Source organism: Arthrobacter sp. AOP36-C1-22 (assembly GCF_052377515.1).
GTDB lineage: Bacteria > Actinomycetota > Actinomycetes > Actinomycetales > Micrococcaceae > Arthrobacter_H.
Genome location: NZ_JBQSWW010000019.1, coordinates 42999 through 64425, shown reverse-complemented (window position 1 = coordinate 64425; position 21427 = coordinate 42999). Strand labels below are relative to the sequence as shown.

Here is a 21427-nt window from a genome sequence, read left to right as displayed (position 1 = left end):
GGCTCCTTGCGGCCGCTCCTCCGCCGGTCGGGACGGTGGCCCCGGCGCTGGGCCAGCCGGTGCATGGCGATCCGGCGGGCCTTCATCGGCAACCCGAACCTGCGGTGGGTGTAGATGATCAGCCCGAGGGCGAAACCCCCGGAGGCCATGATCGACAGGGCGGTCCCCCAGCCGCCGATCAGCCACCAGTCCTCGGGCCACCGCCACCACTCGGGGGCCGGTGGGCGCAGCCCCCACACCACGCCGCTGGCCAGCAACAGGCTCGCCCCGGTCGAGCTCCAGAAGATCCGCCAGCGGGTCTTCACGCTTTCGGCGGCCAATTGGTAGGCCCTGGCCTTGACCGGGTGCATCAGCTTCTCGGCCCACCAATAGCGGGTGGAGAGCACGGCCAGTCCCGCCACGATGCACAACAGCCCGGGGCCGGGCAGGACCAACGCCAGCACTCCGACCACCAGAAGCAGCCACCCGGCGATATTGACCGCCAGGGGCTTGAGCCAGACGTGTACGAAGGTGGAAGCCATTTCCGCTAGTTTACCGGAAGTACCCGGGGTCCAAGGGGTCGAGGCCGGCTCGCCGCGTTACGGGCGGTAACCTGTGGAAGGGCCCACGAAACCCGTCGCCGGCGCAGTACACCGGTGCCCGTGGCCCTCGAGGCGCCAAGCAATCCAAAGGACGAACACATGGCAGTCACCGACCCGCAAACGCCCGCTCCCGGCGCGGGACTCATCCGGGGTGCCGACGGGCTGCTGCGCCCCGTCTGGGCCACCGAGGGGATGATGCGGCAGTACTACGACACCGAATGGGGTCTGCCGATCCGCGATGAACAGGGCCTGTTCGAACGCCTCAGCCTGGAGGCCTTCCAATCCGGCTTGTCCTGGGCGACGATCCTGCGCAAGCGGGAGAACTTCCGGGCCGCCTTCGCCGGATTCGATCCCGATCGGGTGGCCGCTTTCGGCGAGGACGACGTCGAACGCCTGCTGGGCGATGCCGGCATCGTGCGCAACCGGGCCAAGATCCGGGCCACCATCGGCAATGCGGCAGCGACCATCAAACTGCGCGACGAGGAAGGACTGGCCGGGTTCATCTGGTCCTTCCAGCCTCGGACCACCCCGCGTCCGGCCACGATGCAGGAGGTCCCCACCACCTCGCCCGAATCCATGGCCCTGTCCAAGGCACTGCGCACCAAGGGCTTCTCCTTCGTGGGCCCGACCACCATGTTCGCCCTCATGGAAGCCGTGGGCATCGTGGACACCCACCTGCTGGGCAGCCACCGGCGTGGCAGTTCGGGCGTATGGCCATGAGCCGTGCTTCGGCACCGGACTGGCGTCACCTGGGCCTGGTCGTCGTCGGGGGGATGGTCGGCACCGCGGCCCGCGAAGGCCTCACCCTGGCTGTCCCGGGAATCAACGGGCTCCCCACCACCATCTTGATGATCAACATCATCGGCGCCTTCCTGCTGGGGCTGCTGCTGGAATCGCTGCTGCGTGCCGGCAGCGACGAGGGCCCCCGCCGGATCATGCGCCTGATGCTGGGCACCGGATTCTGTGGCGGGTTCACGACCTATAGCGCCTTCGCCGTCGATGCCCTGCTGCTCTTCAACGGCCAGGGGCCGGTGGGTGGTCCCGGGGCCGGCCTGGCCCTGATCGCCGCCACCGTACTGATCGGGGCCGCCGCCACCTGGGCCGGGATCGCGACCGCCGGCCTGCGACGCCCCCGCCGGGAGGCCAGGCCATGACACCGCTGCTTTTCATCGCGCTCTCGCTGGCCGGAGGTCTGGGGGCCGGCACCCGGCTCCTGGTCGACGGCTTCATCAAGTTCCGTACCCCGGCGGCCTTCCCGGTGGGCACCCTGCTCATCAACGTCTCCGGTTCGTTGGTGCTGGGCCTGCTGCTGGGACTGTCGCTGTCCTTCATCGTTCCCGAGCCGGCCTATCTGGTCGCCGGCACCGGGTTCCTGGGCGGTTATACGACCTTCAGCACCGCCAGTTTCGAATCCGTGCGCCTGCTGCAGGAACGTCGCTACCTGGCCTCACTGGCCAATGGCCTGGGGATGGCGGTGCTCTGCGTGACGGCGGCCGGCGGCGGATTCTGGCTCGGTTCCCTCGCTTAGGCGTTGCCGGTAGGCTCGGGCCTTCATCCCCGAAGACCGTACCCGAGCCCTGTTGGAGGCCACCGATGTCAGCGACCTTTTCCCCCGGCGACCACGTTGGCTGGAACTCGGAAGCCGGACCCGTCAGTGGGATCATCCTCAAGAAACACACGCAGGACGTCGAATACAAGGGCCATATGCGCCGGTGCTCCCCGGAGGATCCGCAATACGAGATCCGCAGCGACAAGACCGACCACATCGCCATGCACAAGGGGCCGGCGTTGACCAGGATCAAGAAGTAGTTCCGACCCCGTCCAACCCCGGCCCCATGGACCCGATCAGGCTCAGCTGTTGGCGATGGCGTCCTTGAGCGAGCCGAGGATCAGCGCCACGGAATCCATGTTCGCGTTCGGGCCCATCAGGCCGATCCGCCAGACGGTCGCGGCATACTGTCCGACGCCTCCGCCGATCTCCACGCCGTAGGTCTTCAGCAGGTACGAGCGCACCGCAGCCGAATCGACCCCCTCAGGCACCTTGACGGTGGTCAGCTGCGGCAACCGGTGGCCTTCCGCGGCGAAGAGCTCCAGCCCCATGTCCTTCAGGCCTTGTTGCAAGGCGGCGCCAGCCGCCTGGTGGCGTGCGGTGACGGCCTCGAGGCCTTCGGCCAGGACCCGATCGATCCCTGCCTCCAGGGAGGCGACCATCGCGACCGGGGCCGTGTGGTGATAGGTGCGCTGACCTCCGGAGGAGCCGGTGGTGGCGTAGCCACCGAGCAACCCCAGGTCCAGGTACCAGGACTGCGGCTTCTGCACGCGGCGTTCGAAGGCCCGGTCGGAAATGGTGAACGGGGCCAGTCCCGGGGCCACCCCCAGGCACTTCTGTGTACCGGCGTATCCGACATCGATGCCCCAGGCGTCGGCTTCGATCGGCATGCCACCGATGGAGGTGACGGCGTCGACGATCAACAGGGCGTCCCCTTTGATGGCGCCCAGCGCGGCAATGTCGGAGACGACGCCGGTGCTCGTTTCGGCATGGACGGCGGCAATGACCTTCGGGGTCGGGTGGGCGGCGGCCACCCGGTCGGCGTCGACGGGTGTCCCGTATTCGTGGTCCACCCGGACCACCTCGGCGCCGACGCGGGAGGCGACTTCGCACATCCGCTCACCGAAGAGCCCGTTGACGGCGATCACGGCCACGTCACCGGGGTTGATGGTGTTCACGAAGGCGGCTTCCATACCGGCCGACCCGGTGCCACTGAGCGGAAGGGTCCGGGTGTTCTTCGTTCCCCACAGCGTCCGAAGGCCTTCGCAGGTCCGGTCCATCCGGGCGATGAAGTCCGGGTCCAGGTGTCCCAAGAGCGGCAGGCCGAGCGCTGCGGTGGCCTCGGCGTACGGGTTGCAGGGGCCGGGTCCGAAAAGATGGCGGGTGGGGACGATCTGCTGCATGGGGACTCCCTGGGTTCGATGGCGCGGCACTGGCCGCAGGACAAGGCCTTCGCCTTCCACCATAGGCACGAAATGTCGCTCAACGGAATCCGACTTCCACGCAGGTGGTTCCAAAATGTCGGAGGCGGCTGGTGACTTGGAGGCACTGGAAGTGACGGCTTCCGGTCATCGACACTGCACCGCAACCGCGGCGCACCATTTTGGGGAGGAAACATGAATACGAAAACCATCTGGGCGGCCCTGGCGCTCGCCACCGGACTGGCCCTGACCGGCTGCACCACCTCGGGCGGCCCGGAGGCCGGCAGCGGGGCCGATGAAGCCTCCGCCCCGGCCGCCGACGCCGTGGCGGAGACCACCGGGGACCAGTCCACCCAGGGGGTGGCCGACTTCGGGAGCGCGTGGACCTGGGACGACGGGCTGAAGCTGACCGTCAAGCCCGCCGGGCTTTCCACCGCCGGTGAATACGCCTCCGGTGCCGAGGCCTCCGATGGAAAGATGTACGTCTTCGATGTCTCCCTCCAGAACGGAACCTCCGAGGTCTTCGACCCGGCGATCTTGACGGCATCGGTGGCCTACGGGGACGAGGGGACCCAGGCCGAAGGCGTCTTCACCGAGAAGATCGATGGTTTCTTCGAAGGCAAGGTCCTGCCGGGCAAGAAGCAGAGCACGCGGGTCGCCTTCGGCATCCCGGCCGGCGAGCTCGACGACGTGACGCTGACGTACCTGGTCGATTTCGACCATGAGGACGCGCTCTTCTCCGGCGCCCTGGCCAAATAGCGCCACGGCAGCTCCGGTGGCCGGATCCGTGGCCGGAAGGCCCCGGATCCGCCCGCCGGCGGGGACCCCTTTACGCTGCCGAGCGACCCGGTTACGCTCGGCCCATGGCAGTGCGAATCAGGACCATCCAAACGGCTCTACCCGAAACGGTCCTGCATCAGGACCAGGTCCGCGATGTCTTCGCCGACCAACCCGACCTCACCCGGCTGGGACAACGGCTGATCACCACCTCCTTCAATTCCTCGGCCATCTCCACCCGCCGCACTGCGTTGACCGAACTGAGCCTGGAGCAGACCGAAACCACTCCGGTGTTCTTCGATGCGGCCACCACCCGGCTGCTCAGTCCCAGCACCAAGGTCCGCAACGACGTCTTCACCCGCGAAGCCAAGGCTCTATTCACCGAATCCGCCCGATCCGCGCTGGCCGCCTGCCCGGATCTGGGCCCCGAGGACGTCACCCACGTCATCACCGTCTCCTGCACCGGCTTCTACAACCCGGGACCGGACTACCAGATCGTCAGGGCCCTCGGCCTGCCCGCCTCCACCCAGCGCTACCATCTGGGGTTCATGGGCTGCTATGCGGCCTTCCCCGCCCTGCGCGCCGCCAAAAGCTTCTGCGAGGCCGAACCGGACGCCGTCGTCCTGGTCGTCAGCACCGAATTGTGCACCTTGCACGTACGCAGTTCCAACGACCCGGACACCATCATGGGCTCAGCACTCTTCGCCGACGGCGCCGCCGCGGCAGTGGTGACCGCACGTCCCGCCCCGGCGGGAACGACGTCCCTGGAACTCGACGCCTTCGAAACGGTCCTGACTCCGGTCGGTGAGGAATCGATGGCCTGGAACATCGGCGACGAGGGGTTCGAGATGGTCCTGGGGACCTATGTCCCGCATATCATCGACGAGCATATCGTCGGGGCGTTGGCCCCGTTGCTGGCCCACGATCCCTCGATCGGGGAAGAGTACGCGGACCTCACCCATTGGGGCATCCACCCCGGAGGCCGGGCCATCCTGGACAAGGTCCAACACCGTCTGGGGTTGGACGAACGCCAGCTGGAACCGGCCCGCCGGGTGCTCAACGACTACGGCAACATGTCCAGCGCCACCGTCCTGTTCGTGCTCAAGGACATCCTGGAAGGCGTCAGCGAGGCCGACGATCCCGCCGGCGAGCGCGTCTGCTCCATGGCCTTCGGGCCCGGGTTGACCGTGGAGACCGCGTTGATGACCGTGGCCCGCACCGGGGCGTAGTCCAGCGATGCGCCGCGCCGAGACCGCGACCGAGGAAATGGACCGGCCCGACTGCGATCCGGTGCTGTTGTGGCGGACCTACCAGCAGTTCCCGCTGGTCAACGCGCTGGTCTCCGGCTGGCGCGGGGTCTATCGCGACCTGATCCGCCCGGCCCTGCCCACCACCAACGCCACCATCCTGGACATCGGTTGTGGTGGTGGGGACATCACCCGCGCCCTGGCCCGGCGGGCCCGCGCGGACGGGTTCGACATCACGGTCACCGGCATCGACCCCGATCCGCGGGCCTACCGTTTTGCCTCCCGGACTGCCACGGGCCGGCCCGGGGCCGAGGTCGTTTTCGAACAGGCCAGCAGTTCCGATCTGGTCGCTGCCGGGCGCAGCTTCGACGTCGTGGTGTCCAACCATGTGCTGCATCACCTCTCCCCCACAGGACTCGACGTGTTGTTGGCCGACACCGAGCAGCTCACCCGGGCCGTGGCCGTGCACGCCGATCTGCGCCGTTCACGCCTTGCCGGCCTCCTCTTCGGTGCCGCGACCCTGCCGCTGGCCGGGACCTCCTTCATCCGACGCGACGGGCTGACCTCCATCCGGCGGAGCTACCTTCCCGCCGAACTGCGGGCCGTGGTCCCCGGGGGATGGCGGGTCCAACCTCGGCGTCCGTTCAGGAACCTGTTGATCCACCGGCCGGACCCCCTACCGTGATCGACGTGCTCATCGTCGGCGGTGGCCCGGCGGGGCTGACGCTGGCGATCCTGCTCACCCGAGCGGGCCTCACCGTCCGCGTCGTGGAGGCCCGGGATACCCCGCAGGAGCATTCCCGGGCCATCGGCCTGCATCCCCCGGCCGTGGACGTGCTGCACGCGGCGGGCATCGCCAAGGAGGCCATCGCCTCCGGGGTGCCGATCCGCCGGGGTCTGGGACTGAGTTCCGGACGTCGCATCGCCGCCTTGGACTTCGATGTCCTGACGGGTCGGCATCCCTTCATCCTCTCCCTACCCCAGGCGACCACGACCGAACTACTCACCGCACGGTTGCGCGAACTCGACCCACAGGCCCTGCTCGTAGGCCACGCACTGACCACTTTCCGCCAGGACGATCGCGGCATCCACGCCACGATGACCGGGCGGCCGGCCCCGATAACGGCCCGCTACCTGGTGGGCGCCGATGGCGTCGGGTCCACGGTCCGCCCGCTGGCCGGGCTGCCCTTTGCCGGAAGCCTCTACCCCGACCACTACGTGATGGGGGATTATCCGGACACCACCGGCTTCGGGGCCACCGCCGCCCTGCTGCTGCACCCCGAAGGGATCGTGGAGTCCTTCCCCCTGCCCGGGGGCCTCCGCCGCTGGGTGGCCTGGCACCGGCCGGCCGATGCCACCACGCTCCCGTCACTTATCGAACGACGTACCGGCTACCGGGTCGACCCCGATGCGGCGACGATGCACAGCAGGTTCCGGTGCTCGCATCGGGCGGTCGCGCAGATGGTGCACGGACGGGTCATCCTGATCGGCGATGCCGCCCACGAGATCAGCCCCATCGGCGGGCAGGGCATGGCGCTGGGGTTGCTCGACGCCGCCGCCCTGGCCCCGCTCCTCACCCGGGCCGGTACGAAGGGTTCAACGCCAGCCGATCTGCTGGCAGGCTTCTCCCGGGACCGGTTGCGTGCCGCCGCCCGGGCGGGACGGCAAGCCCACCTGAACATGGCCTTGGGGCGCCCCCTGCCCCGGGTGCTGGATCAGGTCAGGGCCGCTGCGATCACGGCCGTGGCCCGCAGCAAACCACTGACCGACGCCGTGGCCCACCGGTTCACGATGAGCCGGGGTTTCCGCTGAGGCTCCCCGCTCATGCCTGCGCGGTGGAGTCCTCCGGTGGATAGGTGATCGTGGTTCCCACCACGTGGGCGAAGGACGTCAAGGCATGCGCGGTGGCCTTGGTCGGGCTGAATATATCCAGCACCTCGAAGCCGCGGACGAGCATCGCGTCCCCGATCATCGAGCGGTGGCAGCGCCAGGGGACGGCTTCGGCGCACATGATGGCCACGGACCGTTCGGTGGCGCTGGCGATCAGCTCCTGGATCCCGGCGTCGAACCCAGGGGTCTGCATGTAATTCGCATAGCCCCGGAAGGAGGCGTTGCGCCAGCCGGTGTTCGGCGAGGCCTTCGTGGTGTGCCGGAGCCCGCCGAGGCTTTCGATCCGCTGGTAGTCCACTCCGTGATCGGCGAGGTGGCCCGGGAGCTGGTCGATGCCGAATTGCGGGTTGTGCCGGGATCCGGGCACCGTGCGCACATCCACGATCCGTTGCACCCCATGGGCCCGGAGCAGCTCGACGAACTCCGCGATCACATGCGTGGAATGTCCGACCGTATGGAGGATGGCGCGTGGCGCGGCAGCCGCTGGGGTGCTCATGGTTCCATCATGCCAGCGCTGCTCCCCGACGACCGCCACACGAATTTCAATTGATTGACGCTCGTCACGTAACTGATATTCTGACTTTCATGAGCTGCCCCTACTCGCAAGACACCCCTGAAACCCCCGGCGCCGATACCGCTACCGGCGAACGCGATATCGAAGAGACCGTACGCACCGACTTCCGCAACGAGATGTCCTACGGCGGGTACCTGGATCTGGATAAGGTCCTGCACGCCCAGCACCCCCACAGCAATCCCGAACACCACGACGAGCTGCTGTTCATCATCCAGCACCAGACCAGCGAGCTCTGGCTCAAGCTGGTCCTCCACGAGCTCGTCGAAGCCCGTCGCCTCATGGACGCCGACGATCTGGGCAAGGCGCTGAAGTGCCTGGCCCGGGTCAAGCACATCCAGAAGGTCCTCACCGACCAGTGGTCGGTGCTGGCGACCCTCACCCCGCGTGAATACGCCCAGTTCCGCGACACTCTGGGCTCGGCCTCCGGCTTCCAGTCCTGGCAGTACCGCGCCGTGGAATTCATCCTGGGAAATAAGCACCGCGGCATGCTCAAGGTCTTCGAATCCCATCCCGAGGCCCACGCCATGCTCAGCCAGCTCCTCGAAGAGCCCACGGTCTACGACGCGTTCCTCGCCGCCCTCTCCCGCGCCGGCTACAGCATCCCCGAGGAGATCCTGCACCGCGACTTCTCGAAGGCCTGGGTGCTGCACGAGGAACTCATCCCCGTATTCAAGGAGATCTACGAAACCGAGGAGACCCGCTGGGGCTTCTACCAGGCCTGCGAGGATCTGGTGGACCTCGAGGACAACTTCCAGGCCTGGCGCTTCCGGCACCTGCGCACCGTCCAACGCACCATCGGCTTCAAACGCGGCACCGGCGGCTCCTCCGGCGTCGATTTCCTCCGCCGCGCCCTGGACCTGACCTTCTTCCCCGAGCTCTACGCCGTCCGCACCGAAATCGGCAACTAGCCCGAAAGGCCCTTCCGCATGAGCACCTCCCCCGCGTCCCCGACCAGCGACGAGCTGGACGCCGCCGATCCACTCGCCCTCTACCGCAGTCGCTTCCTGGTCCCCGCCGCCGATCCGGCCCGGCCGCTGACCGCCTATCTCGACGGGAACTCGTTGGGGCGGCCGCTGGCCGCCACTGCCGAACACCTGGCCACCTTCGTCCGCACCGAATGGGGTGCCGGGCTGATCCGCAGCTGGGATGAGCAGTGGATGGACGAGCCCACCGTCCTGGGAGACCGCCTCGGGGAGGTCGTCCTCGGTGCCGGGCCGGGGCAGACGCTGGTCGGGGACTCGACGTCGGTCCTGCTCTACAAGGCGCTGCGGGCGGCCTTGGACCACCAACAGGGAGCCGATCCGCGGCGCTGCGAGATCGTCATCGATGCGGGGAACTTCCCCACGGACCGGTTCATCGTCGAGGGCATCGCCGCCGAACGGGGGGCGACCCTGCGGTGGATCACCCCCGATCCGGCGACCGGGGTGACCGGCACGGATCTGGAACAGGTCCTCTCCGATCGCACCGCCGTCGTACTCCTGAGCCATGTGGCCTACCGTTCGGGCTACCTTGCCGACGCCGAAGCCATCACCGCCCAGGTCAAGGATGCCGGGGCCCTCATGGTCTGGGACCTGTGCCATTCGGTCGGCGCCGTCCCGCTGCACCTGGATGCCTGGGGCGTCGATCTGGCGGTGGGTTGTACCTATAAGTATCTCAATGGCGGCCCCGGCTCCCCCGCGTTCGTCTACGTCGCATCGGCACTTCACTCCACGCTCCGCCAGCCGATCTGGGGGTGGATGGGGGCCGCCGACCCCTTCGGGATGACGGAGACCTATGAACCGGCCGGTACGATCCGCCGGTTCATCACCGGAACCCCACCCATCCTGGCCATGCAGCCGCTCAAGGACATGGTGGAGCTGATCGCCGAGGTCGGCATCGAGGCCATCCGCAGCAAATCGGTGGAACTGACCGAGCATGCCCTACGGCTCTGCGAGGAACGCCTCTCCCCCCACGGCGCCCGGCTGGCCAGCCCCCGTGAACCTGCACAGCGTGGTTCCCACGTGACCGTGGACCACCCTGACTTCGCCGCGGTCACCACCCGGCTCTGGGAGCAGGGGGTGATCCCCGACTTCCGCCCACCGGACGGCTTGCGCATCGGCCTGTCGCCCCTGAGCACCAGTTTCGCCGAACTCGAGGTGGGCGTCGAGGCGATCGCCGCCGCACTGACCGACATGAAATGAGTGCCGTCCTCGACGACATGGACTCCCGCCCCGGGAGCACCACGTCGTTGCTGCGCACCATCATCGGGCTGTATTTGCGCGGGGCCGGGGGGTGGATGTCTTCGACCCAACTGATCACCCTGATGGAGGCCGTCGACGTGTCCCCGGCCCTGACCCGCACCGCCCTGAGCAGGCTGCGGCGCAAGGAAGTCCTCACCGCCTCCACCCGCGGGGGCGTCTCCGGTCATGCCGTCGGGGAGCGGGCCCGGCAGATGCTCGAACGCGGCGACCGCAGGATCCACGAACCCCGGTCCATGGGCCCCGACGATTCCTGGTGCCTGGTCTACTTCACGGTGCCCGAAACCGCTCGTGGGCTGCGCCATCAGTTGCGCCGCCGATTGCATTGGATCGGGTGCGGCACCGTGGGGCCGGGACTGTGGATCTGCCCCCGCTACCTGCAGGCCGAGACCGAGGAGATCCTGGAGGACCTGGGGCTGCGGGATCGTTCAGTGCTCTTCGTGACCGGACGCCCCCAGGCCGCCGGCCCCCTCCGCGAGGCCGTGGCCGGCTGGTGGGACCTGGAGGAGCTGGCGGGGTTGCACCACGCATTCCTGGATCGGCAGCGCGATGTCCCTTCCGTGCCACCCGCCGAGGGGGCGGCCGCCTTCGCCGCCTATGTGCGGTGCATCGACAGCTGGCGGATCATTCCCTACCTCGACCCGGGGCTACCGGCCGACTGCTTGCCGGAGGATTGGCCGGGGGCGGCCAGCAGCAACCGCTTCCTCCAGCTCCGAGATGCCTACCGGCCCGAGGCCCTGGCCTACGTCGGATCCATCAGGTCGGTCCCCCAAGCCGTCTGAGCCCCGTTCCTCACCGTCCGGCACCCCGGCGTGCCCCGTGGACTCGGTGTAGCGTGTGGCCATGACGCCCCCAGGACCCGCTGCCCGCTTCCTCGCCCTGCATCACGGCCCGACGCCGTTGCTGCTGCCCAATGCCTGGGACACCGGGTCGGCGCGGTTGTTCGCCTCGATGGGGTTCCTTGCCCTGGCCACCACCAGCAGCGGGTATGCCGCCTCGCGGGGCCGTCTCGACGGAGGGCTGACCCGCGAGGAGACCTTGAAGAATGCGGCCGAGCTCGTGCAGGCGACGGAGCTGCCGGTCAGCGCCGACCTGGAGAACGGGTTCGCGGACCAGGCAGCAGCCGTCGGGCGGACCTACGACCTCGCGTTACAAACCGGGCTGGCCGGCGCCTCGATCGAGGACTCCACCGGGGACCCGGACTCCCCCATCCACGGGATCGAGGCCGCCACGGAGCGGGTCGCTGCCGCGGCAGAGGCCTGCCACCGCGGGCCGGCGCCGATGGTGCTCACCGGCCGGGCCGAGAATTTCCTGCATGGACGCCCGGATCTGGCCGATACCATCCACCGCCTCCAGGCCTACCAGGAGGCGGGGGCCGACGTGCTCTACGCCCCGGGGCTCACCCGGCTCGAGGACATCCGGTCGGTGGTGGAATCGGTGGACCGCCCGCTCAACGTGCTCGCCACGGCGGGGACACCGCCGGTCTCCGCCCTGTCCCGGGTGGGTGTCGGCCGCGTCTCGGTCGGTGGGGCCTTCGCCTTTGCCGCCCTCGAGGCCACCGCAGCGGCGGCCCGCGAGTTCTTCGACGAGGGAACCTCCGGGTACACATCGCAGTCGAAGACCGGCAAGGACCTCGCCTCGCGGATCTTCCCCGCCTGAGCCCCGACACACGAAGTGCCCGCACGGTGGACCGTGCGGGCACTTCGTGTCCTGACGAAACAACGGCGGCTCGCCATTGGGGGGAAAGGCGAACCGCCGCTGCCGTCTGGCGGGGGCAAAGCTCCCGCAGTTCAGGGTCCGGGGCGCTGCCCCGGGGCCGACCTGATTACTTGGTCGGCAGGTTGATGGTCTGGCCCACCATGATCACGTTGGGGTTGGAGACCGTATCGGTGTTCACCGAGTACAGGCCCTCCCAGCCGCTCAGGCCCTGGGCGTTGGCGATCTTGGACAGCGTGTCGCCGGCCTTGACCGTGTAGTTCTTGCCCGAGTCGGTGGCCTTGACCGTGGCGACGTGCTTGCCGGTCGACTTGACCTGCTGCTGCGGCGCGGCCTTCTGGACCGGTGCCTGTGCGGTGTGCTTCGGAGCAGCCTTCTGGACCGGAGCCTGCTTCGGCGCGGCCTTCTGGACCGGAGCCTTCTTGGTGGCCTGCTTCGGGCCGGACGGTGCCTTGCCGGAGATACCCAGCTTGGCGGAGCATGCGGGCCATGCGCCCCAACCCTGAGCAGCCTGGACCTTCTTGGCTACGCGGATCTGCTCGGACTTGCTGGCGTGGTTGGCCTGACCGCTACCGCCGAAGGCCTTCCAGGTGCTGTTGGTGAACTGCAGTCCACCCTTGAAGCCGTTGCCCGTGTTGATGGACCAATCCCCACCGGACTCACACTGCGCGAGTGAATCCCAGGTGCCTGCAGGTGCTGCGGAGGCGGGAGCTGCTCCGATGCCTGCTGCCGCGCCGGCCAAGGCCAAGGCTGCTACACCACTGCTTGCGCCGATGCGGGAAATCTTCGAAAACTTTTTGCTGTTCTGCTGGATCACAGTTTCTCCAGGGGCCACCTGTGCGCTCCAGCCGTCCCCGGCCCTCATTGCGCGATCGTCCGGCGTCGATGTCGACTCCAAATTTAGTGGGCAGTCAGGTGGACGATCGAAAGGTACCTGAACTGCACTCCGTCTTGCACCACCCCGAACGGCGAGGTGTTATCAAAACGTGACTTGATTACGATAACTATACGATGGGGGGCTGCGTCAACTACGAACGTCCCCCTGGGGAGACGATCCACAAAAAGTTTACAGCTCAAACCCCGTGATCTCGCGGCAGAATCGATGTATCTGTGATTCCTGTGAGTCTCGGATCGGAGTAGAGATCGGGAGTCCGGACGGACGCCCGAACCCGTTTTTGCTCGGTATTATCCGTAATCCGACCGTTACCGACGTCCTAGGTCACGGTCTCCTGACCTTCAGCGGCGACCCAGCACGTGCCGCAGCGCCGGTTCGAGCTCGGGCTCACGGAAGGCGTAGCCGAACTCCTCGATCCGCCTCGAGGAGCCCCGCTGGTCCGACCGGGCAATTTCGCGGGCCCCCTGGCGGCCCAGGAGCAGGGCCGGGCCGAAGCCCGGGACCGTGAGTCCTGCCGGGCGGTTGAGCACCCTGGCCAACGTGGCGGCATAGTCCCGGGCGTCCACCGGATGCGGGGCGACGGCGTTGACAGGTCCGGAGACCCGGTCCTCCAGGGCGGCATGGGCGAAGATCCCCACGACGTCATCGATGCCGATCCAGCTCTGCATGCCGGCCCCGGCCATGCGACCTCCCAGACCGGCGACGAACAATGGCAACAATTGCTGCAACATTCCGCCGGAGGGGCTCTGGACCAGCCCGGTGCGGACGTTCACCACCCGGACCCCGGCCCGTGCCGCCGGTTCGCACGCAGCCTCCCAGGCGAGACAGACATCGGCGAGGAAATCGGTTCCCGGAGGGCCGTCCTCGCTCAAGTCCGTCGGGGCCTGCGCGGGGCGGGCTTCCGGGGAGGCCCCGTAGTACCCCATGGCCGAGGCGGCCACGAGGGTGCGCTGGTGTCCGTCCGCCGACAGGTCGGCCAGCGTCCGGGCGATCAAGGAGGTCCCCACCGTCCGCGATGACATGATGCGTTGCTTGGTGGCTGCGGTGAATCGCCCACCGATCGGGTGCCCGGCCAGGTGGATGACGACGTCGCAGCCCGCCAGCGCCGCAGTGTCGATCCGTCCCGCATCCGGATCCCAGGAGATTTCATCCGTTTCCGTTGCCGGCCCCCTGACCAACCGGAACACCTCGTGCCCGCCGCCTTGGAGCAAGGCCCGCAGCTGGGTGCCGATGAGTCCGCCGGCCCCCGAGATGGCGATCCGTTTCGAGGATGAATCGGCCCCGGAATGCCGGGAGTGGAAGAGCAGGTCGCCGATCACCTGGCGTTCGCGGTATCCGAACATGCGCTTCAGCTCGGTGTTGAAGCGTTCCTTCCCCCACTCCCGGATCCGCCCTCCGGGACCGGAACTGCTGGCCAACGGAAGGTCGTAGGAGACGAAATCACGCATGAGGGTCCCGCCGTCGTCCTCCTCGAAGACGTGCTCATGACGCCAGGAGGCCAGGGGCCCGGATTCCATGACGTCGGTGAAACTGCGCCCGGGGACCAGCCCGACGTGCCGGGCGTGCCAGGGGATTTCGGGTTTGGCCCACCCGGGCAGGTGCAACGGTCCGGCGACGGCTCCGATGGCCGGTCCCAACCCCAGCCCCAGTTGCCCCGGCGCCCCGATGCCGATCACCGCCGTGGAGCCGACGTTCAACCCATCGCTGGGCTCACGACGCACGCTGCCCGAAAACGGGGCGAGCAACCTGACCAGGGCACCGGGACGGGAAAACCAGGCGAAGGCCTCCTCGCGGGGAACCGGCAGGCTGGTGGTGAATTCGAAGTCTGGCAGGGGATTCTCCATGCCCCGAGGCTACGCGTCATCCCCCGGGCCCACCATCGCCCGGGGCCGCCCGCGGGCCCGGGTCGGGGCAACTCAGTTGACGGCGGCACCCAGGGAGAGCAGCGACCAGTACGCACACCCGATGATGACCAGAGCGAATCCGGCCAGCCAGACCGCTGCGGGGACCCCGGTGGCCCGGGCCAGGATGTAGGCATCCGAGCTCTCCAGCCGACGACGCCGGACGTGGACCGCGGCGACCTTGAACCAGTCCTTGACCGCCCCCACCACCAGGGCAATGCCCAGACAGAGGACGACGTAGGCGGAGAATTCCCCGTCGGTGAAGAGCACCAGAACCTGGGCCAGGGCCGCGCATCCAACGGCGATCACGATCCCCACCAGATTGCGGATGAACAGCAAGGCCACCAACAGCAGGATCGCCCCGATGGACAGGGCCGCCCCGGCCCACCCCGAGGAGGCGGCCCAGATCATCGCCGCCCCGGCGACCGCCGGGGCCGGATAGCCCCAGAACCCGGACCAGGCGATGCCGGCACCGCCCCGGCCGGCGCTGACCGTCTCCCCGGAATGATTCAGGTTCAACCGGATGCCGCGGACGATCCGTCCCGTCATCAACGCTGCCAGCGCGTGGCCCAGCTCGTGGACGAACGTGACATACAGGCCGAACCAACGCCACGTGGCCCGCGGCACGCAGAGGGCGACGGCAACGGCGATGATCAGGACCAGCGTCAGGGCCTCGGCATGGAGGGAACGGCCACGGGTGAAGCCGACCAGCAGCGCCTGCCACCAGGAATCAACGGAAATCTGCTCAAGCATGGGTTAGAGGGTAGGGCACCGGGCTGTGAAAAACGTTCTGGCCGGAATCGTCATCCGATCGTCATGTTGTGGTCCGTTTACCCCGCGGTGGGTTCCTTAGGCTGGGAATCCACCTTCTTTACCCAGGAGTAATCAGTGCACGACCCCACCCCCGCCGGGACCGACCGTCCCACGCTTCGTTCCCGCCTGTCCTCCCGGCCCCGTACCGCGCTGCTGGCCGGGATGGCCGTATTGGCCGTGACCGCCGGAGCCATCCTGGTCGGCGGGCAGGGGCAGCCCCAGGGGCAGGAGGCGCTCTTCTCCGACGGCTTTCCGATGGCGCGCCCGATGGCGGCCGGGGACGCGCAGGCGGTCACGTTCTCCGTGGTCGGGGACTCCATCACCGCCGATCACGCCTATCCGGAGCAGGTCTCCCGGCGGATCGTCGGCGAGAGGTCCTGGGCCGTCTTCGCCCAGGACCCCGCCACGACCTTCGCCGGCGGATGGGCCCGGGGAGGTGCCACCACCGCTCAGATGCTGGACGGCTACACCCCCGTGCCCTCCGACGTGCTGGTGGTGATCGCCGGGACCAATGACATCCGCGCCGGGGTCCCCTTCGAACGGATCGGGGAGAACCTGCAGGACATCATTGCGCAGGCGGATTCCGACCGGGTGCTCGTCTCTTCCGTCCCGCCGCGGAACGAATTCCGCACCCGCACCGTCGAATACAACGCGTGGTTGCACGATTTCGTCCTCGAGCAGGGGTGGGGCTGGATCGACGGGTCCCGGGGCCTGCGCGATTCGACCCATCCGGAGGTCTACGCCGAGGGCCTGAGCTACGACGGCACCCACCCCACGGCGGAAGGGGCCCGGATCCTGGGCTCGGCGGTCCAGGCCGCCCTGGGCACCCAGCCCACGGCCCAGGACACCACGGTCGACCTGCCCTAGCCACCCCGTCCCGGGAACAACGAGGGGCGGTCGGGTCTGCGTTGCACCGCAGACCCGACCGCCCCTTGCGGTATCGACGGGTGCTCCTACTGCATGGACTCGAGTTCGCGGCCCTTGGTTTCGGTGACGAACTTGAAGACGAAGAAGAAGGACAACAGGGCAAAGAGCGCGTACAGCCCGTAGGCGAAGACCAATCCGGCCTCGGCCAGCGACGGGAAGGTGGTGGTGACCAGGAAGTTGGCCAGCCATTGGGCGGCTGCGGCCACCGAGAGGGCCACGGCACGCATCTTATTGGAGAACATCTCACCCAGCAGCACCCAGACCACCGGCCCCCACGTCGCGCCGAAGGCGACGACGAACACGTTGGCGGCGATCAGCGCGATCACGCCCCAGGGCTGCGGCAGCGACACGTCGTCGCCGGTGCCCATCGCCTGGCTGAAGGCGACGGCCATCAGGCCCAGGGCGACGGTCATGCCGGCTGAACCAGCCAACAGCAGGGGCTTGCGGCCCACCTTGTCGACCAGCAGGATGGCGACCACGGTCACCAGGATATTGGTGACCGAGGTGATGACGGTGATCGTGAACGAGTTTTCCTCGGTGAAACCGACGGACTTCCACAGGCTGGTGGAGTAGTAGAAGATGACGTTGATGCCCACGAACTGCTGGAAGACCGAGAGCAGGATGCCCACCCAGACGATCGGCAGCAGCCAGCCCTTGCCTCCCACGAGGTTGCGCAGGCCCTGGTTCTTCTCGGTGCTGATGGTGGACTTGATCGAGGCGATCTTCTCGTCGACCTCGTCCCGGCTTTTCAAACCGACGACCTCATGCAGGACCTTGGCGGCCCGGGCCAGCTGGCCGCGGGCCACGAGGTAGCGCGGGGACTCGGGGATCTGCCAGGCCAGTGCCCCGTAGAGGACTGCCGGGATGATCTCGGTCAGGAACATCCAGCGCCAGGCTTCGATACCCAGCCAGCTCACTTCGGAGGCGCCTCCTGAGGTCGCCGCGATGAAGGCGTCGGCGAGCAGGGCGACGAAGATGCCCAGCACGATCGCCATTTGCTGCAGGGAGGCCAGCTTGCCGCGACTGTGCGCGGGGGCGACCTCGGCGATGTAGGCCGGGGCCAGGACCGAGGCCATGCCCACGCCCACACCGCCGATGGTGCGCCAGATGATCAGATCCACCGGGCCAAAGGCAAAACCGGAGCCCAGGGCGGAGATCGTGAACAAGACGGCCGCGACCAGCATCGCCCGCACCCGGCCCTGCTTATCGGCGAAGGGTCCGGCGAACCAGGCGCCGACCATGGCGCCCAGGAGTGCGCAGGAGACGGTGAATCCCAAAAGGACCCCGCTGAGGGCGAATTGTTCCCCGATGGCGTCGACGGCACCGTTGATCACGGCACTGTCGAATCCGAAGAGGAATCCGCCCAATGCGGCGACAATGGAAACCATCACCACTTTTGTGGGGGTCGAGTCATGTTCTGTTGAGACGCTCATGCCCGCAATCGTACGCCTTTGCGCCCCTGCCGGGCAGAGGCTGGCGGGGGCACGGAAACGCCGCGAAACATGAACTTGATCACCCCCCGACCCCGGGCCCCATCGCCGGTCGGAATGCGTCTTCCCCGCGCCCACCGAGCCGGGCGGAAACCGGGCATCGATCGCCTCCGCGACAGCTTCAGAGATCGCCATGAATCGCAATTCATGATTGATTGTCAATCAACTCACTTGCCATGTTCGCAAGTCCTGTTCTACTGTTGGCCCCATGCCAACCGCCGAATCCTCCGCCGACACACTCGCAGACCGTGCCCGGCGGGCCATCCACGACTCGGGACTGGCCCAACGTGACGTCGCCGCCCTCATCGGCATCGACGAGACCAAACTGTCCAAATCACTCAAGGGCATCCGACGCTTCAATCCCGAGGAACTGACCCTGCTGGCCACCAATACCGGCGTGACCGCCAATTGGCTGCTCTCCGGCTCCGACTCCACGGCAGGAGCCTCGGTGGCCCCCTCCTCGGGCATCCTGCCCACCCGGCACCGCGAAGACACCACCTCGGCCCGCAAGCGCCGGCTGATCATCGAACAGTCCTGGTGGCTCTTCGCCGAAATGGGCCACGCCAACGTCAGGATCTCCGATATCGCCCGGGAAACAGGCATGTCCCCGGCTTCGGTGCACTACTACTTCCCGACGAAGCTGGAGATCTTCGCCGAGGCGCTGCGCTACTCGGTCAAGCTGGCCTTCGACCGCCAGGTCACTGAGTTGCACGCCATCCCGGATCCGGTCCAGCGGCTCAAGCAATTGATCCGCCTCCAGCTCCCCGAAGGGGTGGCCGGACGGGCCGAATGGTCGATCTGGCTGCAGACCTGGGGACAGGCCGCCGTGGACCCGAGCCAACGAGACAACCATTCACATGGCTACGAACGCTGGCGCCAAACCGTGGAAGGCATCATCGCCGACGGCCAACGCAGCGGGGTGTTCCGCTCCATCGACGCCGCCGATCTGACCTTGGACATCACCAGCCTGATGGACGGCCTGGGCATCAAGGTCCTGACCGGCATGCTGACCACCGTTCAGATGCAAGAGCACATCGAAAATTTCATTGACCGCACCATCGTCACCCCCGAGGAGTCATCCCATGAATCGTAAAGTCATCGTCACCTGCGCCCTGACCGGCGCCGGGGACACCACGTCCAAGAGCGAATTCGTTCCCGTCACCCCGGATGAGATTGCCGCCGATGCCATTGCCGCGGCCCGGGCCGGCGCCTCGGTCGTCCACATCCACGTGAGGGATCCCGAAACCAAGCAGGGCTCGCGCGATACCGAGCTCTACCGCGAGGTCGTGCGCCAGATCAAGGAATCGGACGTCGATCCGGTCATCAACCTCACCGCCGGCATGGGCGGGGACCTGGTGGTCGACCCCTCCGAGCCGACGGCCCAGTTGCCGGGCACCGATCTGGTCTCGGGGCTGGAGCGGCTGACCCACGTCGAGGAGCTGCGCCCGGAGATCTGCACCATCGACTGCGGTTCGCTGAACTTCGGCGAAGGCAGCAACCTCTACGTCTCCACCCCCGACATGCTCCGCGAGGGCGCCGCCCGCATCAAGGAACTGGGTGTGAAGCCGGAGATGGAGATCTTCGACACCGGCAACCTCTGGTTCGCCAACGTCATGGTCGAGGAAGGGCTGATCGCCCCGCCGCCGCTCTACCAGCTGTGCATGGGCATCCCCTACGGCGCCCCCGTGGATCCTGCCCTGCTGCAGGCCATGGTGAACATGCTGCCCGAGGGGGCCCAGTGGACCTCCTTCGCCATCGGCCGCAACCAGCTGCCCTGGGTCGCCCAGTCGGTGCTCCTCGGTGGCCACGTCCGCGTCGGATTGGAAGACAACCTCTACCTCTCCAAGGGCGTGAAGGCCACCAACGCACAGTTGACCGAACGTGCCATCGGCATCGTCACCGGCATGGGTTCCTCCGTGGCCACCCCCGACGAAGCCCGCGAAATCCTCAAGCTCGAAAAGTAAGGCCTGATTCATGAGCAACTACCCCAACCTGCACGACGTCGAAACGGTGGCCTGCGTGGGCATCGGCACCATTGGTGGCGGCTGGGCCGCCTACTTCCTGTCCCGCGGTTTCCGCGTCCAGGCCTGGGACCCCTCCGCCGATGCCGGTGACAAGTTGGCCGCGCTGATCGATGCCGCCTGGCCGGCGCTGACCCAGTTGGGTCTGGCACCGAATGCTTCCAAGGACAACTGGTCCGTCCACGCCGAACTCGCCGACGCCGTGTCCGGTGTCGGGTTCGTCCAGGAAAGCGCCCCCGAGGACCTGGACCTCAAATCGGATCTGCTGGCCCGGATCGACGCGGTGACCGACACCGACGTCGTCATCGGTTCCTCCACCTCCGGTTACGGGATGAGTGAGATGAACCAACGTGCGGCCCACCCCGAACGCCTGGTCGTCGGCCATCCCTTCAACCCGCCGTACCTGATCCCCCTCGTGGAGGTCGCCGGCGCCGAAGGCACCGATCCGGCAGCGGTGGCCTGGGCCTCGCAGTGGTATGACTTCATCGGCAAGTCGGTGATCACCATGGACCGTGAGGTCCCGGGCTTCATCGCCAACCGCTTGCAGGAGGCGCTCTGGCGCGAGGCCCTGCATATGATCGACAACGGCGAGGCCACGGTCGAACAGATCGATCTGGCCATCACCGATGGCCCCGGCCTGCGCTGGCCGATCCAAGGCCCCATGCTCACCTTCCATCTGGCCGGTGGGCCCGGCGGCATGGCCCATATGCTGGACCACTTCGGCCCCTCCTTGAAGTCGCCGTGGACCCGGCTCGATGCCCCGGAACTGACCCGGAAGCTGCGCGATGACGTCATCGCCGGTTGCGACGAGGAAGCCGGCGAGCGCGGCTTCGCCGATCTGGTCGCCGAACGCGACGCGGCCATCATCGCCGTCCGCACCGTGATCGGGGAGCTGAAGGCGGCACCGAAGGCGGCGGTCTAGGTGGCGCTGGAACCGTATTCCACGGCTGTCCTGCCCGAATGGATCGACTATAACGGCCACCTCTCCGAGGCCTACTACGTCCTCGTCTTCGGTTTCGCCACCGATGCGGCCATGGAGACGCTGGGCCTGGGCCCCGTCTACCGGGAGGCCACCTCCAATTCGCTGTACACCGTGGAGGCCCACGTCAGGTATCTGGATGAAACCGGTCTCGGCGCCGAACTGGAGGTCACCACCACGGTGGCCGGCTCGGGGGCCAAGAAGCTGCATCTGGCCCACACCATGCGGGTCGATGGCGCGGTGATTGCCACCGAGGAGATCCTGGGGCTGCATGTGAGCCAGGAAACGGGGAAGACCCTTCCCTTCGGACAGGACATCCTGGACGCCATCGAAATCCATCGCGATGACCCCCCGGACTGGAGCGGCCGATCCATCACCTGCTAGCCATCCGCCTACTCCAGGAGCCCCA

General features: G+C 67.6%; 24 protein-coding genes. 17 read left to right on the top strand and 7 right to left on the bottom strand.

Features of this window, described 5'->3' with window-relative positions; genetic code table 11:
• A partial coding sequence (locus ACT3S6_RS11415) for a PGPGW domain-containing protein (RefSeq protein WP_444555073.1) occupies window positions 1–521 on the bottom strand: 521 nt, incomplete at its 3' end.
• Window positions 522–680: 159 nt separating this feature from the next.
• On the opposite strand from ACT3S6_RS11415, the gene ACT3S6_RS11410 reads away from it, so the two are divergent.
• The 4 genes from ACT3S6_RS11410 (at window position 681) to ACT3S6_RS11395 (ending at window position 2390) form a co-directional block, all read left to right on the top strand.
• Window positions 681–1301, top strand: a complete 621-nt coding sequence (locus ACT3S6_RS11410) for a DNA-3-methyladenine glycosylase I (protein ID WP_444555072.1) — start codon at window positions 681–683, stop codon at window positions 1299–1301.
• Window positions 1298–1735 (top strand): fluoride efflux transporter FluC, encoded by a 438-nt coding sequence (locus tag ACT3S6_RS11405; RefSeq protein WP_444555071.1) that lies wholly within the window; start codon window positions 1298–1300, stop codon window positions 1733–1735. Before ACT3S6_RS11410 ends, ACT3S6_RS11405 begins: the two co-directional genes overlap by 4 nt.
• The gene (locus ACT3S6_RS11400) at window positions 1732–2109 is read left to right on the top strand and encodes a fluoride efflux transporter FluC (protein WP_444555070.1); all 378 of its coding nucleotides are present in this window, start codon (window positions 1732–1734) and stop codon (window positions 2107–2109) included. Before ACT3S6_RS11405 ends, ACT3S6_RS11400 begins: the two co-directional genes overlap by 4 nt.
• 65 nt (window positions 2110–2174) lie before the next feature.
• Window positions 2175–2390: a DUF2945 domain-containing protein gene (locus tag ACT3S6_RS11395; RefSeq protein ID WP_444555069.1), complete on the top strand. Its 216-nt coding sequence runs from the start codon at window positions 2175–2177 to the stop codon at window positions 2388–2390.
• Window positions 2391–2432: 42 nt separating this feature from the next.
• Here ACT3S6_RS11395 and ACT3S6_RS11390 read toward each other — a convergent pair whose 3' ends face one another.
• Entirely contained in the window at window positions 2433–3533 is a 1101-nt protein-coding gene (locus ACT3S6_RS11390; protein WP_444555068.1) for a pyridoxal-phosphate-dependent aminotransferase family protein, read from the bottom strand.
• 213 nt (window positions 3534–3746) lie between these two features.
• On the opposite strand from ACT3S6_RS11390, the gene ACT3S6_RS11385 reads away from it, so the two are divergent.
• The 4 genes from ACT3S6_RS11385 (at window position 3747) to ACT3S6_RS11370 (ending at window position 7387) form a co-directional block, all read left to right on the top strand.
• Complete coding sequence (locus ACT3S6_RS11385; RefSeq protein WP_444555067.1) at window positions 3747–4310, top strand: hypothetical protein; 564 nt, start codon at window positions 3747–3749, stop codon at window positions 4308–4310.
• A 104-nt stretch (window positions 4311–4414) separates the two neighbouring features.
• Complete coding sequence (locus ACT3S6_RS11380) at window positions 4415–5557, top strand: type III polyketide synthase (protein WP_444555066.1); 1143 nt, start codon at window positions 4415–4417, stop codon at window positions 5555–5557.
• 7 nt (window positions 5558–5564) lie between these two features.
• Complete coding sequence (locus ACT3S6_RS11375; protein ID WP_444555065.1) at window positions 5565–6260, top strand: methyltransferase domain-containing protein; 696 nt, start codon at window positions 5565–5567, stop codon at window positions 6258–6260.
• Entirely contained in the window at window positions 6257–7387 is a 1131-nt protein-coding gene (locus ACT3S6_RS11370) for an FAD-dependent oxidoreductase (RefSeq protein WP_444555064.1), read from the top strand. Before ACT3S6_RS11375 ends, ACT3S6_RS11370 begins: the two co-directional genes overlap by 4 nt.
• A gap of 10 nt (window positions 7388–7397) precedes the next feature.
• Here ACT3S6_RS11370 and ACT3S6_RS11365 read toward each other — a convergent pair whose 3' ends face one another.
• The gene (locus tag ACT3S6_RS11365; RefSeq protein WP_444555063.1) at window positions 7398–7961 is read right to left on the bottom strand and encodes a DUF488 domain-containing protein; all 564 of its coding nucleotides are present in this window, start codon (window positions 7959–7961) and stop codon (window positions 7398–7400) included.
• Window positions 7962–8050: 89 nt separating this feature from the next.
• On the opposite strand from ACT3S6_RS11365, the gene kynA reads away from it, so the two are divergent.
• From kynA to ACT3S6_RS11345, 4 genes are all read left to right on the top strand, one after another.
• A complete protein-coding gene (kynA, locus tag ACT3S6_RS11360) occupies window positions 8051–8947 on the top strand; it encodes a tryptophan 2,3-dioxygenase (protein WP_444555062.1) in 897 nt (298 codons plus the stop codon).
• Window positions 8948–8965: 18 nt separating this feature from the next.
• A complete protein-coding gene (locus tag ACT3S6_RS11355) occupies window positions 8966–10219 on the top strand; it encodes a kynureninase (protein ID WP_444555061.1) in 1254 nt (417 codons plus the stop codon).
• The gene (locus ACT3S6_RS11350) at window positions 10216–11058 is read left to right on the top strand and encodes a PaaX family transcriptional regulator (protein WP_444555060.1); all 843 of its coding nucleotides are present in this window, start codon (window positions 10216–10218) and stop codon (window positions 11056–11058) included. Before ACT3S6_RS11355 ends, ACT3S6_RS11350 begins: the two co-directional genes overlap by 4 nt.
• A 61-nt stretch (window positions 11059–11119) precedes the next feature.
• Window positions 11120–11935, top strand: a complete 816-nt coding sequence (locus ACT3S6_RS11345) for an isocitrate lyase/PEP mutase family protein (RefSeq protein WP_444555059.1) — start codon at window positions 11120–11122, stop codon at window positions 11933–11935.
• 166 nt (window positions 11936–12101) lie between these two features.
• On the opposite strand, the gene ACT3S6_RS11340 is transcribed toward ACT3S6_RS11345, so the two are convergent.
• The 3 genes from ACT3S6_RS11340 to ACT3S6_RS11330 form a co-directional block, all read right to left on the bottom strand.
• Window positions 12102–12809 carry a transglycosylase family protein gene (locus ACT3S6_RS11340; protein WP_444555058.1) on the bottom strand — a complete coding sequence of 236 codons (708 nt, stop codon included), beginning with the start codon at window positions 12807–12809 and terminating at the stop codon, window positions 12102–12104.
• A gap of 419 nt (window positions 12810–13228) precedes the next feature.
• On the bottom strand, window positions 13229–14731 hold the full coding sequence (locus tag ACT3S6_RS11335; protein WP_444555057.1) for a TIGR01777 family oxidoreductase: 1503 nt from the start codon (window positions 14729–14731) through the stop codon (window positions 13229–13231).
• 72 nt (window positions 14732–14803) lie between these two features.
• Window positions 14804–15541 carry a M50 family metallopeptidase gene (locus tag ACT3S6_RS11330; RefSeq protein ID WP_444555056.1) on the bottom strand — a complete coding sequence of 246 codons (738 nt, stop codon included), beginning with the start codon at window positions 15539–15541 and terminating at the stop codon, window positions 14804–14806.
• A 135-nt stretch (window positions 15542–15676) separates the two neighbouring features.
• On the opposite strand from ACT3S6_RS11330, the gene ACT3S6_RS11325 reads away from it, so the two are divergent.
• Window positions 15677–16468 (top strand): SGNH/GDSL hydrolase family protein, encoded by a 792-nt coding sequence (locus ACT3S6_RS11325; RefSeq protein ID WP_444555055.1) that lies wholly within the window; start codon window positions 15677–15679, stop codon window positions 16466–16468.
• Window positions 16469–16554: 86 nt separating this feature from the next.
• Here ACT3S6_RS11325 and ACT3S6_RS11320 read toward each other — a convergent pair whose 3' ends face one another.
• Window positions 16555–17961, bottom strand: a complete 1407-nt coding sequence (locus ACT3S6_RS11320; protein WP_444555054.1) for a sugar porter family MFS transporter — start codon at window positions 17959–17961, stop codon at window positions 16555–16557.
• A gap of 265 nt (window positions 17962–18226) precedes the next feature.
• Here ACT3S6_RS11320 and ACT3S6_RS11315 point away from each other — a divergent pair, with 265 nt between their 5' ends.
• From ACT3S6_RS11315 to ACT3S6_RS11300, 4 genes are read left to right on the top strand one after another with little or no spacing between them, the layout of a single operon-like run.
• Complete coding sequence (locus tag ACT3S6_RS11315; protein ID WP_444555053.1) at window positions 18227–19111, top strand: TetR family transcriptional regulator C-terminal domain-containing protein; 885 nt, start codon at window positions 18227–18229, stop codon at window positions 19109–19111.
• Window positions 19101–19982, top strand: a complete 882-nt coding sequence (locus tag ACT3S6_RS11310) for a 3-keto-5-aminohexanoate cleavage protein (RefSeq protein WP_444555052.1) — start codon at window positions 19101–19103, stop codon at window positions 19980–19982. Before ACT3S6_RS11315 ends, ACT3S6_RS11310 begins: the two co-directional genes overlap by 11 nt.
• Before the next feature lie 10 nt (window positions 19983–19992).
• Window positions 19993–20961 carry a 3-hydroxyacyl-CoA dehydrogenase NAD-binding domain-containing protein gene (locus tag ACT3S6_RS11305; protein WP_444555051.1) on the top strand — a complete coding sequence of 323 codons (969 nt, stop codon included), beginning with the start codon at window positions 19993–19995 and terminating at the stop codon, window positions 20959–20961.
• Window positions 20962–21402, top strand: a complete 441-nt coding sequence (locus ACT3S6_RS11300) for a thioesterase family protein (RefSeq protein WP_444555050.1) — start codon at window positions 20962–20964, stop codon at window positions 21400–21402.
• Window positions 21403–21427: the final 25 nt, after the last annotated feature.

Coding starts and splice junctions, on each gene's coding strand:
- ACT3S6_RS11410 (WP_444555072.1), top strand. CDS start 681: ATGGCAGTCACCGACCCGCAAACGCCCGCTCCCGGCGCGGGACTCATC.
- ACT3S6_RS11405 (WP_444555071.1), top strand. CDS start 1,298: ATGAGCCGTGCTTCGGCACCGGACTGGCGTCACCTGGGCCTGGTCGTC.
- ACT3S6_RS11400 (WP_444555070.1), top strand. CDS start 1,732: ATGACACCGCTGCTTTTCATCGCGCTCTCGCTGGCCGGAGGTCTGGGG.
- ACT3S6_RS11395 (WP_444555069.1), top strand. CDS start 2,175: ATGTCAGCGACCTTTTCCCCCGGCGACCACGTTGGCTGGAACTCGGAA.
- ACT3S6_RS11390 (WP_444555068.1), bottom strand. CDS start 3,533: ATGCAGCAGATCGTCCCCACCCGCCATCTTTTCGGACCCGGCCCCTGC.
- ACT3S6_RS11385 (WP_444555067.1), top strand. CDS start 3,747: ATGAATACGAAAACCATCTGGGCGGCCCTGGCGCTCGCCACCGGACTG.
- ACT3S6_RS11380 (WP_444555066.1), top strand. CDS start 4,415: ATGGCAGTGCGAATCAGGACCATCCAAACGGCTCTACCCGAAACGGTC.
- ACT3S6_RS11375 (WP_444555065.1), top strand. CDS start 5,565: ATGCGCCGCGCCGAGACCGCGACCGAGGAAATGGACCGGCCCGACTGC.
- ACT3S6_RS11365 (WP_444555063.1), bottom strand. CDS start 7,961: ATGAGCACCCCAGCGGCTGCCGCGCCACGCGCCATCCTCCATACGGTC.
- kynA (WP_444555062.1), top strand. CDS start 8,051: ATGAGCTGCCCCTACTCGCAAGACACCCCTGAAACCCCCGGCGCCGAT.
- ACT3S6_RS11355 (WP_444555061.1), top strand. CDS start 8,966: ATGAGCACCTCCCCCGCGTCCCCGACCAGCGACGAGCTGGACGCCGCC.
- ACT3S6_RS11350 (WP_444555060.1), top strand. CDS start 10,216: ATGAGTGCCGTCCTCGACGACATGGACTCCCGCCCCGGGAGCACCACG.
- ACT3S6_RS11345 (WP_444555059.1), top strand. CDS start 11,120: ATGACGCCCCCAGGACCCGCTGCCCGCTTCCTCGCCCTGCATCACGGC.
- ACT3S6_RS11335 (WP_444555057.1), bottom strand. CDS start 14,731: ATGGAGAATCCCCTGCCAGACTTCGAATTCACCACCAGCCTGCCGGTT.
- ACT3S6_RS11330 (WP_444555056.1), bottom strand. CDS start 15,541: ATGCTTGAGCAGATTTCCGTTGATTCCTGGTGGCAGGCGCTGCTGGTC.
- ACT3S6_RS11320 (WP_444555054.1), bottom strand. CDS start 17,961: ATGAGCGTCTCAACAGAACATGACTCGACCCCCACAAAAGTGGTGATG.
- ACT3S6_RS11315 (WP_444555053.1), top strand. CDS start 18,227: ATGCCAACCGCCGAATCCTCCGCCGACACACTCGCAGACCGTGCCCGG.
- ACT3S6_RS11310 (WP_444555052.1), top strand. CDS start 19,101: ATGAATCGTAAAGTCATCGTCACCTGCGCCCTGACCGGCGCCGGGGAC.
- ACT3S6_RS11305 (WP_444555051.1), top strand. CDS start 19,993: ATGAGCAACTACCCCAACCTGCACGACGTCGAAACGGTGGCCTGCGTG.